13 protein-coding genes are annotated in these 16660 nt (G+C 48.8%); 11 read left to right on the forward strand and 2 right to left on the reverse strand.

All coding sequences use genetic code 11. The features are described from left to right. Positions 1-28 precede the first annotated feature (28 nt). The 4 genes from BBR47_RS07010 to BBR47_RS07025 all read left to right on the forward strand — a co-directional run bounded on the left by BBR47_RS07010 (position 29) and on the right by BBR47_RS07025 (position 6212). Positions 29-976: an aminoglycoside phosphotransferase family protein gene (locus BBR47_RS07010; RefSeq protein ID WP_012685057.1), complete on the forward strand. Its 948-nt coding sequence runs from the start codon at positions 29-31 to the stop codon at positions 974-976. A 354-nt stretch (positions 977-1330) separates the two neighbouring features. After that, positions 1331-2554, forward strand: coding sequence for a Zn-dependent hydrolase (locus tag BBR47_RS07015; RefSeq protein ID WP_012685058.1), 1224 nt, complete (start codon positions 1331-1333; stop codon positions 2552-2554). 50 nt (positions 2555-2604) lie between these two features. After that, positions 2605-3792: a M20 family metallopeptidase gene (locus BBR47_RS07020; RefSeq protein WP_012685059.1), complete on the forward strand. Its 1188-nt coding sequence runs from the start codon at positions 2605-2607 to the stop codon at positions 3790-3792. 353 nt (positions 3793-4145) lie between these two features. Then, on the forward strand, positions 4146-6212 hold the full coding sequence (locus BBR47_RS07025; protein ID WP_012685060.1) for an alkaline phosphatase family protein: 2067 nt from the start codon (positions 4146-4148) through the stop codon (positions 6210-6212). A 75-nt stretch (positions 6213-6287) separates the two neighbouring features. Here BBR47_RS07025 and BBR47_RS07030 read toward each other — a convergent pair whose 3' ends face one another. Further along, positions 6288-6887: a hypothetical protein gene (locus BBR47_RS07030; protein WP_012685061.1), complete on the reverse strand. Its 600-nt coding sequence runs from the start codon at positions 6885-6887 to the stop codon at positions 6288-6290. A 273-nt stretch (positions 6888-7160) separates the two neighbouring features. Here BBR47_RS07030 and BBR47_RS07035 point away from each other — a divergent pair, with 273 nt between their 5' ends. From BBR47_RS07035 to BBR47_RS07050, 3 genes are all read left to right on the forward strand, one after another. Further along, complete coding sequence (locus BBR47_RS07035) at positions 7161-7358, forward strand: hypothetical protein (protein ID WP_041749292.1); 198 nt, start codon at positions 7161-7163, stop codon at positions 7356-7358. Positions 7359-7491: 133 nt separating this feature from the next. Further along, positions 7492-8187 (forward strand): metal-dependent hydrolase, encoded by a 696-nt coding sequence (locus tag BBR47_RS07040; RefSeq protein WP_012685063.1) that lies wholly within the window; start codon positions 7492-7494, stop codon positions 8185-8187. Positions 8188-10418: 2231 nt separating this feature from the next. After that, positions 10419-10877, forward strand: a complete 459-nt coding sequence (locus tag BBR47_RS07050) for a TspO/MBR family protein (RefSeq protein ID WP_012685064.1) — start codon at positions 10419-10421, stop codon at positions 10875-10877. Positions 10878-10889: 12 nt separating this feature from the next. Here the strand turns inward: BBR47_RS07050 and BBR47_RS07055 are convergent, their stop codons facing one another. Next, entirely contained in the window at positions 10890-12182 is a 1293-nt protein-coding gene (locus tag BBR47_RS07055; RefSeq protein ID WP_012685065.1) for an amidohydrolase, read from the reverse strand. 209 nt (positions 12183-12391) lie between these two features. On the opposite strand from BBR47_RS07055, the gene BBR47_RS07060 reads away from it, so the two are divergent. The 4 genes from BBR47_RS07060 (at position 12392) to BBR47_RS07075 (ending at position 16654) form a co-directional block, all read left to right on the forward strand. Beyond that, positions 12392-13258: a MurR/RpiR family transcriptional regulator gene (locus BBR47_RS07060; RefSeq protein WP_012685066.1), complete on the forward strand. Its 867-nt coding sequence runs from the start codon at positions 12392-12394 to the stop codon at positions 13256-13258. 17 nt (positions 13259-13275) lie between these two features. Continuing rightward, on the forward strand, positions 13276-14313 hold the full coding sequence (locus tag BBR47_RS07065; protein ID WP_012685067.1) for a serine hydrolase domain-containing protein: 1038 nt from the start codon (positions 13276-13278) through the stop codon (positions 14311-14313). 25 nt (positions 14314-14338) lie between these two features. Next, positions 14339-15622, forward strand: coding sequence for an ABC transporter substrate-binding protein (locus tag BBR47_RS07070; protein WP_012685068.1), 1284 nt, complete (start codon positions 14339-14341; stop codon positions 15620-15622). A gap of 138 nt (positions 15623-15760) precedes the next feature. After that, positions 15761-16654, forward strand: a complete 894-nt coding sequence (locus tag BBR47_RS07075) for a carbohydrate ABC transporter permease (RefSeq protein ID WP_012685069.1) — start codon at positions 15761-15763, stop codon at positions 16652-16654. The last annotated feature ends 6 nt before the right edge of the window (positions 16655-16660 follow it).

Consider the following 16660-nt stretch of genomic DNA (forward strand, 5'->3'; position numbering starts at 1 on the left):
TGAATAAGGAGTTAGAAAGGAGTAGCTCATGGATCATTTCAAAACCATATTGCGACACCATTATGATAGAGACGCTGCTGATGTTATCCCTCAACAAGGAGGATGGTCTGCACTTGCTTATAAAGTCATCAGCGACCAGCATTCCTATTTCTTGAAGGTCTATGAAAAAAGCAGAGCATCAACGCCCAAGTGGACAGCGCTGATCGATAAGTACGTTCCCATTATCCAGTGGCTATCCTGCCAGACCGGACTACAAGGCAAACTTCCAGTGCCACTGCTGACAAGAAACGCAGCGTATAAACATGAAGACGACATGGGCATCTATCAGCTGTTTGAATATATTGAGGGGAAAACCATTGGGAGCCAAGCATTAAGCACGATGCAAGTCCGCCAGCTAGCAGAAATCATCGCGCAATTGCATTTGTACGGGGAAGAAGTCCCGATCAGTACGGCTGCGATCAAGGAAGACTTCCGCATCCCATTTGCCGAGCAGTTTAGAGAAATGCTGAACGAAGATATCCATCGTCTGCCTGATGATGTGAGTGAAATCGTCAAACCTTTTGCCAGCATACTGGCTACTCGCATGAATGATTTGGAGATGATTGCCGAGGAATTGCGAGGCAGTGAGGTGGAAATGAAGCTTTGTCATACGGACATTCACAACTGGAATTTGATGCAATCTGGTCAACAGCTCATTCTCATAGACTGGGAAGGATTGAAGCTGGCTCCGGTTGAAGCAGATCTGATGTTTTTGGTAGATCAGCCGTTTTTAGAAGAGTTTATGGCTACCTATCTGAAGACACATACAAATTATGTCGTCAATCGACAAGCCCTGAAATTCTATCAAATCCGACGTAGGTTGGAAGATATATGTGAACTGTTAGAGCAGCTTTTGTTTGATGAGCAGGAGGAAGAGGATCGAGTAGGGACGATCAGGCATTTGAAAGGGGAATTGAGTAAGGTTGAGGGAGATTAACATGATTGACGTTACTAGGAGCCGCAAGAAAGGTAGAATGGGATCCATTAGCGAACGTTCTGCCAACGCTAGACGACGCTATCCTTGATTATGCATTAAGCATTCTTGGTTGTTCAAAAAACGAAAATTTATAAAAGTAATCGAGCCGTACTTACATTCCCCTACGGAAAATATTAGGCAAGCTGCCGCAGAAGCTTTGGAGGAAATCAATTATAACAGAGAAGAATGTTGAGGTTTGTGGCGCTACTTGACGAGTTATGCCTCCTTTTCAAAATAGACAGACTATTATACAATTAAGGACATAACCGTTAATCAACCGTTATTGGCTCTACATAGAAGGGGGAGTGACGCGTCATGATCAATTCGGATCGATTGTGGGATCGATTGGGACAGCTTGGCAACATTGGGAAGCAAGAGGCGGGCGGCATTACGCGGTTGTCTTTTACGCCTGAGGAACGGGCGGCAAAAGATCTCGTCACAGGCTTTATGAAGGAAGCGGGTCTCATCGTTCGCGAAGATGAGGTAGGGAACTTGATTGGCCGAAAAGAAGGGAAAAATCCAGCCGCTCCTGTCGTTTTGGTTGGCTCGCATATCGACTCCGTACCAAATGGCGGCGATTATGACGGTCCCCTTGGCGTACTGGCTGGGGTAGAAGTTTTACAGACGATGCAGGAACAGGGAATCGAAACAGAGCATCCGATCGAAGTCATCGCGTTCACGGATGAAGAAGGAACGCGTTTTGGGTACGGGATGATCGGCAGTCGTGGTATCGCGGGTCTGATCAAGCGTGACGAGCTGGAACAAGCAGACAAGAATGGGGTCACGATTGCCGAAGCAATGCGGCAAACGGGGCTTGATCCGGATCGCACCAGTCTCGCCGCGAGAACGCCTGGAAGTGTGAAAGCGTATGTGGAGCTACATATCGAGCAAGGCAAAGTACTGGAGAGCCGTGGGCTATCTGTGGGGATCGTGACAGGAGTGGCGGGCCCGCTCTGGTTGAATTTCGTGTTTGAGGGAGAAGCCGGTCATGCCGGGGCAACGCCGATGAATTTGCGCCGTGATCCGATGGCAGCAGCCGCTCAAGTGATGCTTGTCATCGAGGAAGAAGCCGGACGGACAGGAACCAGTGTAGGGACGGTTGGAAGGCTGCAAGCTTTCCCGGGCGGGGTGAATGTCATTCCGGGACGAGTCGAGTTTTCGCTTGATTTGCGCGATGTGGACGAAGCGATCCGCGATGAAGTGGAACAGCGCATTTACGAACGGGCAGAAGCGATCTGTGCAAAGCGCAATGTGACGTTGAAGGTAGAGCTGCTGCAACGCATAGCTCCTGCTGTATGCTCGGACGATATCCAGCATGCTGTAGCCGAAGCGTGTGAGGCAGAAGGCTTGGAAGCATTTAGACTGCCGAGTGGCGCAGGGCATGATTGCATGCAGCTCGTTGGGCTGTGCCCGGTTGGCATGATTTTCGCCAGGTCCAAGGATGGCATTAGCCACAACCCGGCAGAGTTCACGACAAAAGAGGATTGTGCGAACGGAGCACAAGTACTGTACCGCACCGTTTTATCCTTAGCAAAATAGGCATAAGAGATAGTAAGTGGGGGAGCCACGTAAATCAGGAGGAGAGCGGCATGACAGCAACGGCAGTGGTAACGCTTAATAAGGCGGTCGAAGAAATCAAGGATCAGGTAATCGCATGGAGACGGTATTTGCACGAAAACCCTGAATTATCCTTTCATGAGGAAAAAACAGCACAGTTTGTATACGAGACACTTCTTTCTTTTGGCAATCTGGAAATATCCAGACCGACGAAAAACAGTGTGATGGCCAGATTGATCGGTTCCCAGCCTGGGAAAGTGCTCGCCATGCGGGCTGACATGGACGCATTGCCGATTACGGAAGAAAATACGTTTGAATTCGTATCGAAAAATCCTGGCGTCATGCACGCATGCGGACACGACGGTCACACGTCCATGCTGCTCGGAACGGCAAAGCTACTGTCTGGGATGAAGGATCAGATCAAGGGAGAGGTTCGTTTCTTCTTTCAGCACGCGGAGGAAGTATACCCGGGCGGAGCGGAAGAAATGGTACAGGCAGGCGTCATGGACGGCGTAGACATGGTAATTGGTACGCATCTGTGGTCGACGATGGAGTTTGGGACAGTAGGTATCTGCCCAGGTCCGATGATGGCCGCTCCTGATACGTTCTGGATCACTGTTCTTGGAAAAGGCGGACATGCGGCGCTCCCACATGAAACGATCGACAGCATCGCAATTGCGGCACAAGTGGTGACCAATCTCCAGCACATCGTATCCCGCAATGCCGATCCGCTCGATAATCTGGTTCTCTCTGTCACGCAATTTGTGGGGGGAACGACACATAACGTCATTCCGGGTACGGTAGAGATTTGCGGGACAGTACGCAGCTTTGACAAAAATTTGCGCGAGTCTGTTCCAGGACTCATGGAACGCGTGATCAAAGGCATTACAGAAGCACATGGCGCGGAATATAAGTTCAAATACGAATTTGGCTATCGCCCGGTTATCAACGATGCCGAAGTGACGAAATGGATGGAAGAGGTCGTGGAGGAATCACTGGGAGCAGAATGGGTAGAGCATATGCGCCCAACCATGGGTGGCGAGGATTTCTCGGCCTTCCAGCAAAAAGCGCCAGGCTGCTTCTTCTACGTCGCTGCCGGAAACAAAGAAAAAGGCATCACATATCCGCACCATCATCCACGTTTTACAATCGACGAGGATGCACTCGAAGTCGGGGTTAAAATGTTCGTCAACGCGGCGAGAAAAATCGTGATGGAATAGGCAAAATGAAAAATGGCGTAAACTAATCCAAAAGTAAGGCAGCTTGTCAATGCGGCAAGCTGCTTTTTTACGTTTCTCTCTAATCTGGGACTCAGGTTGTGGTACGCAATGTGTATTTAGTTGTATTTGAGGTTGTGAAGTTGTGTATTTAACTTGGAATTTATTGTTTTTTCTTTTGGTTTTAATAAACCCTCAACAATGCAGCTATAAAATGAATGCAAACAGCTCTGGATTCTTTCTAAGTGATAGGGATCGGGACAGAAAAGGGAGGCTTGATCTTTACGTAAACAAGTGAGGAAGCAAATCAAGACGATGAAAAGAAAATGAATTGAGATCCGAGGAGGAGAGACACCATGAAAAAAATCCTGAACCCAAAAGGAATTGCTGCGCTTTTAACAGCTACAACTCTCGTTACCGGTGGAGTCATCGTACAAGCTCCATTTCTGAATTCGTCAGTTTATGCCGCAGCAAAGGAGGCGAAAGAACTCTCATCTGAAAAGCAACTCCATCGTTTCCTGTTTGAAAATAGCATAGAGGATAGCTCAGAATCTCACCATCCTGTGCAAGTGTCCGGAACACCAACGTTCGTGGAAGGACGTGCAGGATTGGGGAAATCCATTCATTTCCAGTCTACCTCAAAAGATAATGCAACCTGGATAGATTTAGGTGAAAATGACGAGATGAAGTTTGGGGAAACACAAGATTTCACTATTGCCTTCTGGGTGAAATCTCCTGGCGTTGATGCTGATCCTGGCATTATCTCCAATAAAAACTGGTCAAGCGGTGGTAACGTGGGGTGGTTCATCGGATTGCAAGGATCTACGTTAAAGTGGAATTGGCGTACATCCGATAGCTCCCGTCTCGATGCATCGATTCCAAACATTGCAGATAATGCATGGCACTATGTCGTCGTTTCTCATGATCGGGATGAACTGGCAACGATCTACGTCGACGGTAAAGTAGCAAAAACAATCGATATCAGCCAATCCAAGGGAACAATCGACACTAGCTTCACTACCAAGATTGGAGTAGATGGCGCTGGAAACCATTTTGGAAGTCGCTATGACGTGCAGTTGGACCAGTTGCAGATTCTGAGTCGCACCGTTACAGATAAAGAAGTAGCTGATAGTTACGCAAGTGCTCCGAAGATTCCAGTGAAGAGCCTTTCATTGGATCAGAAGGAGCTCAAATTGAAGGCTGGAGCAACGATGCCTGTTACAGTTGTGATCTCTCCGAAAGAAGCGTCCGTTCAGGATGTCAAATGGAGTTCCAACAACAAAGAGGTCGCGAAGGTCGAAATGATCAATGGACGCCCAACTGTTGTAGCAGGCAAGCCGGGTAAAGCAAAAATCACAGTGAAAACTGTCGATGGAGGCAAAACAGCGAAAGCGGAAGTAATCGTTACGAATTCGATTGACGTATCGGGAGACGGTCTCCTAACCGAGGAAGATTTGAACGTCATCATGGACAACCAGAAAAGCCGCTTCGGTGATCGGCGTTGGGAAAAAGCGCAACATGCGGATATTAACAATGACAAGAAAGTGGACAAAGCAGATGTGGAGATGATGAAAGAAAAGCTGGCTCCTTATGAGAACGATTTCCTTTACAGACGTGTCGTGGTTATCGGCATCGATGGTGCAGGGAATGCAGTCAAAGATCCGGAAGCAAAGGCGACGAATATCTTGAAACTGATCGAAGAAGGTGCTGGAACATTTGAAGCGAAAGCAGAGCTGCCCACGATCAGTGCGCAAAACTGGGGATCTATCCTGCACGGCGTCACTCCTGACAAGCATCAATTGACTAACGATAGCGTAGCGGCTACTCCTTATCCGGAGAAAAACGAGTATCCTTCCTATTTGAAGCTGCTGAAACAAGAGCGTCCTAAACTCCAGCAAGCTTCCTTCGCTACATGGGGCCCAATCAATATCGGTATCATTGAAGATTCGGCAGGTTCTTACAAGCAAAATAGCAAGTCGGATGAAGAGACTGCGAAAAAAGTAGTCGATTATATCAAAAAAGAGGGTGAAAATACTCGTAACATTTTCGTTCATTTAGATGAAGTGGACGGGGCTGGCCACAATCAAGGCTATTTCACACCGGCATTTTATAAAAAGCTCCAAAAAGCAGATGAGTATGTAGGTAATATCCTCGAGGCACTGGAAGAGGAAGGACTGATGGAGGATAGCCTGATTATCGTTACGACTGACCACGGTGGGAAAGGAACAGGGCATGGGGGTTCTTCACCGGGAGAACAGACGATTTTTTGGGCGGCAAAAGGTGGCTCCATCACGCCTGGTACAGAGCTCTCAGAGGTAGGAAACATTGACACTGCCGCCGTAGTAGCCCATGCGCTTCGGTTGGAATTGCCAGCAAATTGGGATGCTAAAATTCCAGAAGGGTTGTTTCAAGACAACGAGTAAAAAGACCAGTTATTCCTTATTCCACCATGGTGTAATAGGGGATAACTTTTTTCTTTCTAGCTAGTGACAACGCAACTAGTACAGACGAATCAGCTTTTGCCAAAAGGAAGTTTTTCTACTCGCGTCCTTGATCTTTGCCAACTCGATTTTGGCATCCATAATGTCATTCATAGCCTTGGTCAAGCGGCGATCTCGTTCCTTGAGATTGTTGGTAATATAGGCTTCCTGCTTTTCTACACGCGCTAACAGTGCTAAGTAGGCGGCGTCTTGTTGCTGGACATGGGAAGCCAAGGCATGCAGCTTTTCATCCAGCTCTTCGAGGACAACGGTATGGTTCAAAGCCAGATGTGAGGAAACAGGGGCAGGGGGGAATGCAACCGCAACGGCCGTTTCCTTTCGGGCGGGTTCAGGTGAGCTCTGCGTAGCAACCATTCGGGCAGCTTCATCTTGCGGAATGAGCTGATCCTTTGTTAAGCTATAAAACCGCTGAAGACACGTAATATCTGCCTGTCTGTACTCCCGACGATTCTGACTATCCCGCAAAAACCAGTAGCCGTGCTGTTCTAAGAGCATGCTCCACTTGCGCAAGGTGCTGGCCCCAATACCTAACAGTCCTGCCACATCTCTGCCACTGTATGTTCTCTCCCGTGCCAACAACTCGATAACCTCTCCCATGGAAATCCCTCCTCTGGCGTAAGTCCGCTCATCTCTTGCTATACCGTTTCTGTACGTGAAAAAGGTTTTCCTTTTGGAATCGTGCGACAAAATCTCACAGTGTTCGTAAGCAACGTACTGGTATGGCGTCAATTTGTCACCAGTCGACAAAGTTGTTGAGAAAAATGAGGACAAATGACGGACGGGTACAAGTACATTTTCTCTTTGACTCCGCTTTTGCTCAGTAGGGCTATGCCAAATGTTCATAGGATGCATGAGAAGGAGGGATTAACCATGGCATTCAAAGACCAGGTAAAAAAATTCGAAGGGAAAAATGTTAGGGTTGCCACTGTAGAAGGTATTTTTTTCGGTCGTCTGGTACAAGTAAAATCGACCACCATTATTTTGGAAGAGCGCAATGGTAATCGCCGCACCATTATTCGTGACTCGAAAATTATTGCCGTTACAGAGCATGACGGCGACGATTGCTAAGTTGTGATTGTAGAAAAGTAGGATTTGTTTCTCAGGCTGTCGAGTGATCGACGGCCTTTCCTATTCTTTACACCCTGCGGCATGGTAACATAAAAGGGACTGAAAAAACGCTGCGAATAGAGGGGGTACCACTATGTTGGACATTCGATTTCACGGACATTCTTCCGTGCAGGTAACAAGTAAAGGGCATTCGATCATGATCGACCCATTTATTTCAGGAAGCCCAGTGGCAGCAACCAAGTTGGAAGACTTCTCGGTTCAGTACATCCTTCTGACACACGGACACCTAGATCATATTTTGGATGCAGTAGAATTGGCCAAGAAAAACGATGCGACAATCGTTGCAACCCATGAGCTCGCTACCTATTTGAGCTGGCAGGGAGTTAAGACCATCTCGATGAATCTGGGAGGCTCTATCAAACTGCCATTTGGAAAAGTGAAGATGACCCAGGCGTTCCACAGCTCTGGTGTCGTGCTGGATGATGAGAAACAAATCGTGTACATGGGAATGCCAGGAGGCTTTGTGATCGAGCTGGGTGGAAAAACGATTTATCACGCAGGGGATACAGGACTGTTCGGTGACATGAAGCTGATCGGAGAGCGTCATGACATCGATTTGGCGTTCCTGCCAATTGGAGACGTGTTCACAATGGGACCTGAGGATGCACTCGTGGCTGCCGAGTGGGTACAAGCCGATTTTGTTGTGCCCATTCATTACGATACATTCCCGCCGATCAAACAGGATGGGGAAGCATTCGTAGCCGAGCTGGCTGAGAAAGACATCAGAGGCAAGGCATTGAAGCCAGGGGAGACATTGCGTTTGCCATAACTCGCTCTAGATACATAGAACCGCTAATCTACGGAAGATGAGATTGGCGGTTTTTTTATGGAGTTCTTTTGGATGTGGCTGCGGTGGGGAGAAGAATATTTCCAGTCTAGGCTCAGTGCTCCGTCCCGCTGGGGGGTGGGACTGTCCGCTCCGAAGGGATTTGCGGGGAAACGCAAAAGTGGTAGCCGCTACGTCGTACGGGCAGGGTTGCGTTTCTTTTGCCCGCAAATCCCTTCTCCGCTCGGTAGGACTCCACAAGTCGCTACGTCTGGAAATATTCTTCTCTGTCATAACTGATTATGTTCTTCATTCTTTTAAGGCATTAAAAAATCGGATCACACGGAAAGCTTGTAGAGGAAACAGGAGAAAAAAGCGAAGATCTTAGGGACACCGCCCGAGGCGCAATGAAAAAAAGAGAAACAAGCTCTTAGCGTCCACCTCTGAGAAGCTACCAGAATGGACGACTTTGGACGCGTGTTTCGCTTTTTTTCATGGAGCCGGGCAGTCAATCCCCCAGCGGGTGGCCCTAGAATCTGAGCGTTTTCTCCTGTTTCCTCCCCAGCACGACAGCAACAACTTGAAGTTCTAATGTATGTGGCTGCGGTGGGGAGAAGAATATTTCCAGTCTAGGCTCAGTGCTCCGTCCCGCTGAGGGTTGGGACTGTCCGCTCCGAAGGGATTTGCGGGGAAACGCAAAAGTGGTAGCCGCTACGTCGTACGGGCACGGTTGCGTTTCTTTTGCCCGCAAATCCCTTCTCCGCTGGGTAGGACTCCACAAGTCGCTACGTCTGGAAATATTCTTCTCTGTCATAACTGATTATGTTCTTCATTCTTTTAAGGCATTAAAAAATCGGATCACACGGAAAGCTTGTAGAGGAAACAGGAGAAAAAAGCGAAGATCTTAGGGACACCGCCCGAGGCGCAATGAAAAAAAGAGAAACAAGCTCTTAGCGTCCACCTCTGAGAAGCTACCAGAATGGACGACTTTGGACGCGTGTTTCGCTTTTTTTCATGGAGCCGGGCAGTCAATCCCCCAGCGGGTGGCCCTAGAATCTGAGCGTTTTCTCCTGTTTCCTCCCCAGCACGACAGCAACAACTTGAAGTTCTAATGTATGTGGCTGCGGTGGGGAGAAGAATATTTCCAGTCTAGGCTCAGTGCTCCGTCCCGCTGAGGGTTGGGACTGTCCGCTCCGAAGGGATTTGCGGGGAAACGCAAAAGTGGTAGCCGCTACGTCGTACGGGCACGGTTGCGTTTCTTTTGCCCGCAAATCCCTTCTCCGCTGGGTAGGACTCCACAAGTCGCTACGTCTGGAAATATTCTTCTCTAGCGTAACTGATGAGGTTCTTTCATCTTTTAAAGTTTTTAAGACCCGTTTAAGTACAGAAAGCTCGTAGAGGAAGCAGGAGAAAAAAGCGAAGATCTTAGGGACACCGCCCGAGACGGAATGCAAAAAGCGAAACACGCCCTTAAGCGTCCACCTCTGAAATACATCCTGAAAGGACCACTTTGGACGCGGTTTCGCTTTTTGCATGGAGGCGGGCAGTCAATCCCCCAGCGGGTGGCCCTAGAATCTGAGCGTTTTCTCCTGTTTCCTCCCCAGCACGACAGCAACAACTTGAAGTTCTAATGTATGTGGCTGCGGTGGGAGAAGAATATTTCCAGTCTAGGCTCAGTGCTCCGTCCCGCTGAGGGTTGGGACTGTCCGCTCCGAAGGGATTTGCGGGGAAACGCAAAAGTGGTAGCCGCTTCGTAGTACGGGCACGGTTGCGTTTCTTTTGCCCGCAAATCCCTTCTCCGCTCGGTAGGACTCCACAAGTCGCTACGTCTGGAAATATTCTTCTCTGTCGGAACTGATTACGTTCTTCATTCTTTTAAGGCATTAAAAAATCGGATCAAACGGAAAGCTCGTAGAGGAAACAGGAGAAAAAAGCGAAGATCTTAGGGACACCGCCCGAGGCGCAATGAAAAAAAGAGAAACAAGCTCTTAGCGTCCACCTCTGAGACGCTCCCAGAATGGACAACTTTGGACGCGTGTTTCGCTTTTTTTCATGGAGCCGGACAGTCAATCCCCCAGCGGGTGGCCCTAGAATCTGAGCGTTTTCTCCTGTTTCCTCCCCACCACTACCGCAACGTACCAAAAAGTTTTTTATAAATCTCTGAAACTAGCATGAAAAGAGCAGGACCACTCATAGATATAGAAGAGAAAGAAGAAGAAAGGGTGACTACCTGGATGAGATTGGTGCACAATAGTCTTCTATTTCTTGCGGGAGTGGTCCTCTATTCACTGGGTGGTATCGCTTTTCCAGACGGTGGGACCTGGTATGATTCCCTCGCCAAGCCCGATGGAACACCGCCAATCTACTTGTTTCGCATCATCTGGCTCATATTATACGCACTCATAGCATGGTCGTTCGTGATTTTGATTCGAACAAAACAGATAGACCGCGAGCTTTTGCTCCTCTATGGGATCAATTGGTTTTTTCATCAACTGTTTTTCGTGTTGTTTATCGGCTATCAATTGCTCGTGTTGGCTGCGCTGGATACCATTCTAGTGATGTATTCCACATGGGTACTCATTCGCGCCATTCGTCCCCACCACAAAATCGCATCCTCGCTACTCATTCCCTATTTCATGTGGAGCGTGTTTTTTATGTGTCTAGCAATTGGCTTCTGCCTACTCAACCTGTGAGTACAAAAGTAATTACAGGCCCTCGACGAGTCGGCTGGCTCGCGCTGTCGCTTCTCGCTTTATTTCCTCCCAATGAAGGGTTTGGAATTGGCGCTGATGCATCAAAATTTCTCCGTTCACAATGGTTGTATCCACATCGGCTCCCGTCGCGCTGTATGCAAGCAGGGCATGGATGTCATGGACAGGCAACAGGTGCGGTTTATCCAGATCGATCAGGATGAGATCAGCTCGCTTCCCTGCTTCCAGGGTTCCGACCTCGTGATCGATCGCAAGCAGCTTCGCACTTTCGATAGTAGCCATGCGCAAGGCCGCTTCGGCAGGCAGTACCGTCGGATCGCCGTGCTTGAGCTTTTGCATCCAAGTCGCGGCTTTGATCTCAGCAAACATATCGAGGGTCGTAGCACTTCCGGCACCGTCTGTTCCCATCCCGACAGTGACCCCGGCCTCGATCAGCTCTCTGACAGGAGCGATGCCGCAGCCGAGCTTCAAATTGCTGACAGGATTATGTGCGACACCGCCTCTCATCCCGCGAAGAAGCGCGACATCGGATTCATTCAGATGAACAGCATGCGCGAGCAAGACGTGGGTATCGTGAAACATGCCCAGTTCATGCAAATACTCCGTGGGTGTTTGATCGTACTTGGCCCGGATTTTCTCTCCTTCCTCAATCGTTTCAGCCAGATGGATGTGGAGAGGGATTTGGCGCTTGCGGGCAAGCTCGATGACTCCTTGCAAAGGCTCCGGCGGGCACGTATAGGGAGCGTGCGGACCGAGCATCGTCGTGATTCTGCCATCGCCAGCCCCCGTCCAGTTGTCGATGAGGTTTAAGGCTTCGGCCATTCGTCGACCTCCGTCATCCTCAAGAAAGACCATTCCGCGTGTTAAAGAAGCGCGTATCCCGGAATCAAGTACGGCTTGGGCAACTGCATCCATATGCACATACATATCGGCAAAAGCGGTCGTGCCAGAAGCGATCATTTCTGCAATCCCGAGTGTCGTTCCCCAGTAGACATCTTCTCTTGTCATCCGGGCTTCAGCCGGGAGCATCTTTTTGTCCAACCAATCCATCAGCTTGAGGTCATCGGAAAAAGCACGCAGCAAGGACATACTGGCATGGTTGTGAGCGTTGATGAGACCAGGCATCGCAACCCTATTTTTAGCCAGTATGACACGGTCTGCCTCCTCTTCAATAGATGGTCCAATTTTGGCGATTCGACCATCCGCGATCCAAATATCCCCGAGAAATGGCTTCTCTCCCTCAACCATCGTCAATATCATGCAGTCTTTAATCAGTAACGTTTTCATGGGAAAATCCTCCTTTTTCTTTCTGGTAGCGATGCAAGCGTAAAGCTTAACGCCGCGAGAAAGTCAAGGAGGGAATTTATGAAAAAGAGAGAACAAATTCAGAAGCGTTGTGCTGAGCTTCGTGATTTTGAAATATTGTTTATTAGATAACAATTGACGAGAGAAATAATGCTACATAAAATGTAGATAAGATTTGGGGGAAGAAAGTGATGTCACATATGTTAAATGGAGGGCTTGTCGGCCTACAAGCAATCTTGGATCAATTAAAGCCTTCGGAGCGAAAAGTCGCCGATTATATCCTGGCTCACCCGGAAGATGTCGTGAAGCTCTCTGTCCAAAAATTGGCGGAATATAGTGGGGTATCCGAGGCGACGATCATCCGTTTGGCTCGTTCTCTTAATATGAAGGGGTATCAGGAGCTAAAGCTGCGCGTCGCAGGAGATTTGACGAAACAGACGGCGAGAGGCAGCTATCAGGAGATCATGATGGAGGGTTCAGTTGAATCGATTATGCAAGCGGTTAGCTGGAACAATATTCAATCCATTCAGGATACGCTCTCTGTCTTGTCCAACGAAGAAGTAAAGAAAGCAGTCGACGTGCTGTCGGTAGCCAGGAAGATTGATGTTTACGGTGTCGGTGCATCGGCGGTCATTGCTGACGATATCCGGCAAAAATTTTCGCGGATTAACTTGTGGTGTGAGGCTTATTCGGATTTTCACGCACAATTGACATCGGCAGTCACTTTAACGGAAAAAGACGTGGTCATCGGCATATCTTATTCAGGACAGACCGAAGACATTATTCAATCGTTGACGGAGGCCAAGCAGCAGGGCGCGACTATCATTACCCTGACCAAATTCGGTCCCTCGCCAGTAGCCGAACTAGCCAACATTCGGTTATTCACCAGCTCGGTAGAAAAAAGCATTCGTAGCGGAGCCATGGCTTCGCGCATTGCTCAATTGAACGTCATCGATATTTTGTTTATTACCATGATCAGCAGGATGCAAGAGCGAGTCATTCCCCTGTTGGAAAAATCAAGGCTTGCTGTTAGTCGGACGAAACGCTCCTCGACGTAGGAGAAGGGAGGGAAGACATGGACGATCTGGAGCTGCTTTTGCAAGGATGGGTGGACAGCGGTTTGCTACCGGGAGCTGCCTTGCGAATCGTGCGTGATCGTCGTATCTGGTATGCGTGTGATGTCGGAACGACGAGTATTGCCAAAGACAAGTCAGTGACGCCGAATACCATGTTTGACCTGGCGTCGCTCACCAAAGTGACGGCGACGCTACCTGCTATCCTCTTGCTCGTGCAGGAGGGAGTGGTAGCGCTGGATGATCAGATTGGTCAATTTTTTCCCGATTGTCCCGCTGACAAAAAGCGGATCACAATCGAACAGCTGCTTGTGCATACCTCAGGAATGCCGGCAGATTTGGCAGAGAGAAGGCGCGATAGCGAGATCCATTTGCCAGAGCTGTTGTATGCGCAACAATTGCTTCACGAGCCTGGGACCCAGGTCGTTTACAGTGATTTGGGCATGATCTGGTTGGGCCTCGTTATCGAGCAAGTAACAAGAGAGCGTTTAGACCAGTTTGTTACCCGGCGCATCTTCACCCCATTGGGCATGACACATACTGTTTTCTGTCCGAACGAACAGATTTATCGGAATATTGCGTCTACTGAATATTGTAGCCTCACCAACGCCTACATCACAGGAGAGGTTCATGATGAGAAAGCATTTGCGATGGGAGGGGTTGCAGGACATGCTGGACTTTTCTCAACAGCTGACGATCTGTGCCGATATGCGATGAGCTGGTTGTACCAAGAGCCTCGAATACTTGCTAGCGAATGGTACGAACTGGCGATACGCAATCATACAGAGCAAGCAGGGGGGAGTAGAGGGTATGGCTGGGAGATCAATCAAGCATCCACCACCTTGAGCTGTGGAAGCGGCTTTCATCGTAGGAGCTTCGGGCATACAGGCTTTACTGGAACCAGTATGTGGATTGAACCAGAGCAACAGTTTGCTGTCATCTTTCTCACTAACGCCGTTCATTTAGGCCGTAATCATCAGCTTCGGCAATTACGACCGATTTTGCACGATGCTGTTACGGCCCAGCTTTTGCAGACCTAAGGGAAGAAAAAGGGGAGGGTTTCGCATGAGTCAATTTCGTTTTCGCTATGTAGCTTCTCTCGTGTTGACTGCGGTTATGGTGGTGACAGGATGTAGCAGTGGAGGAACCGAAACAGAGTCAGTCGGCGGACAAGGTGGCGGACAGCAGGTAACACTCTCCATGCATAGTTGGCGCGTAGAAGACACGGAGGGCTACAAAGCCATCATCAAAGCTTTTGAGGCAGACCATCCGAATATCAAGATCGACTTCAAACCATTCAAAGCAACGGAGTACAATACCATCCTCAACACGGCGCTCCAAAGCGACAGTGGCCCAGATATTTTGCAGCTGCGTCCCTACGCTCCGGGGATTGCCTTGGCTGAAGCTGGACATCTGGAGCCTCTCGACAATGTGCCAGGCATATCTACCATCCCAAAAGACGTCCTCGCAGCCGCCACAGGTAAAGATGGTAAAGTCTACGGAGTCCCACTATCCCTGAACTCCACGCAATTTTACTACAACAAGAAAATCTTCGAGCAAAATGGCCTCCAGGCACCGAAAAGCTGGGATGAGCTGATTGCGACAGCCAAAACATTGAAAGAGAAAGGAATCGTCCCGATCTCTTTCGGAGCAAAGGAAGGCTGGCTCCTCTCTCTTAGTCATGGTGTGATTGCTCCAGCTAGCTATAGCGGTACGAACTATCTCGACAAGCTGCTAAAAGGAGAAAGTGACTTAAAAAGCGCCGAGTTCCTCCAATCCGTGCAGCGTATGCAAGAACTTATCCCTTATTTCCCGGAAAATTATGTGGGTCTCGAATTGAATGATATGCGGACGTTGTTCGCCACGGAAAAAGCAGCAATGTTCATCAATGGCAGCTTTGAACTGGAAGGCATCAAAAAGCTGAACCCTGATTTGCCGCTTGATTTCTTCCCGATGCCAACCGATGACGGAAAACAAGTCCTGACAACCTGGGTCGATGGCTCCTATGCTGTAAACGCCAAGTCCAAACACAAAGCAGAGGCATTGAAGTTCATGGAATTCATGGCGACGAAAAAGTTTGGGGAGCTATTCGCCAATCAGTTCAAACGAATCAGCGCGGTGCCAGGTGTATCGACTGACGATCCGTTGGTAAACAAGATGGCAGAGCTTTCCCAATCAAGCGCCACACCCTATTTGATGGTCGTCAGCTTCGCGGAAGGAAAACCGACCACGAAGCAGACATTGGAAAACGCCCTCCAAGGCATGTATTTAGGCAAGCTCACCCCTGAGCAGGTCGTAGAAGAAGTTCAAAAGTCGGCGGCTACCTGGTTCCCTCCCTTTAAAAAGTAGAAAATAGCAGACGGAAAGGGGGAGTGGACCTGAGTTGGGTTCACTCCCGGCTTCTGAACAGGCCGCGATGATTTTCGTAAAAAGGGGTGGGCCATCATCGAGAGGGTAAACCGAAAAAGCATTCGAACAAAGGGGCAGGTGCGCTGGCTGATTCACTTGTTTCCGCTGCCCGCGCTTGTTATTTATACGTTGTTTGTCGTGTACCCGATCTTCTCGGCATTCTTATACAGCCTGTACGACTGGAATGGCATCAAGCGCGGGGTTTTTGTCGGACTGCAAAATTTCATTACGCTGTTTACGGTAGAGCCTTTCAACGAAATGTTCTGGAATGCTTTTCGGCATAACGTTTTCTACTTTGTGGTCGAAATGATTGTGCAAAATGGGATTGCCTTCGGTCTGGCTTTTCTCATCTATCGCAAAATACGAGGATCCGGCTTTCTCAAGATTGCTTATTTCATGCCAAGGCTGTTGTCTGTTATTGTAATTGGGTTTTTATGGAAGTTGATTTTAAACCCGAATTACGGTGCGCTGAATAGCATTTTGGCAAAAATCGGTCTAGAAGAATGGACCAGACCATGGCTCGGTGACCCGGATACAGCGCTACTCGCGATTATTTTGATTAACTCTTGGTTTGGCATAGGCTTTGCCATTCTAATCTTTTTGGCGGGACTTCAGTCGATCCCCGAGGATTTGATCGAGGCGGCGAGATTGGATGGGGCAACAGGCTTGCGGATGCTGTGGAAAATGATTTTGCCGCTGTGCATGCCAGCCATTACGATTATGACGATATTTACGTTCATTCAGGCTTTTGAAGCGTTCGAGCTCGTCTACGCTATGCAAGGCTCGATGGGTGAGCCGTTTTATTCGACGGATACGCTGGCTGTTTACTTTTATCGTATGGCGTTTAGCAGCGGAGCTGGGGATGTCACACTTGGACTCGGTTCGGCATTGGCTGTCGTGCTGTTTTTCATCGTCGGATCTGTGTCGGCGTTGTCGCTCTATTTGATGAGGAAACGAGAGGTCCAACACTAATTGCGT

This window comes from Brevibacillus brevis NBRC 100599, from assembly GCF_000010165.1.
GTDB lineage: Bacteria > Bacillota > Bacilli > Brevibacillales > Brevibacillaceae > Brevibacillus > Brevibacillus brevis_D.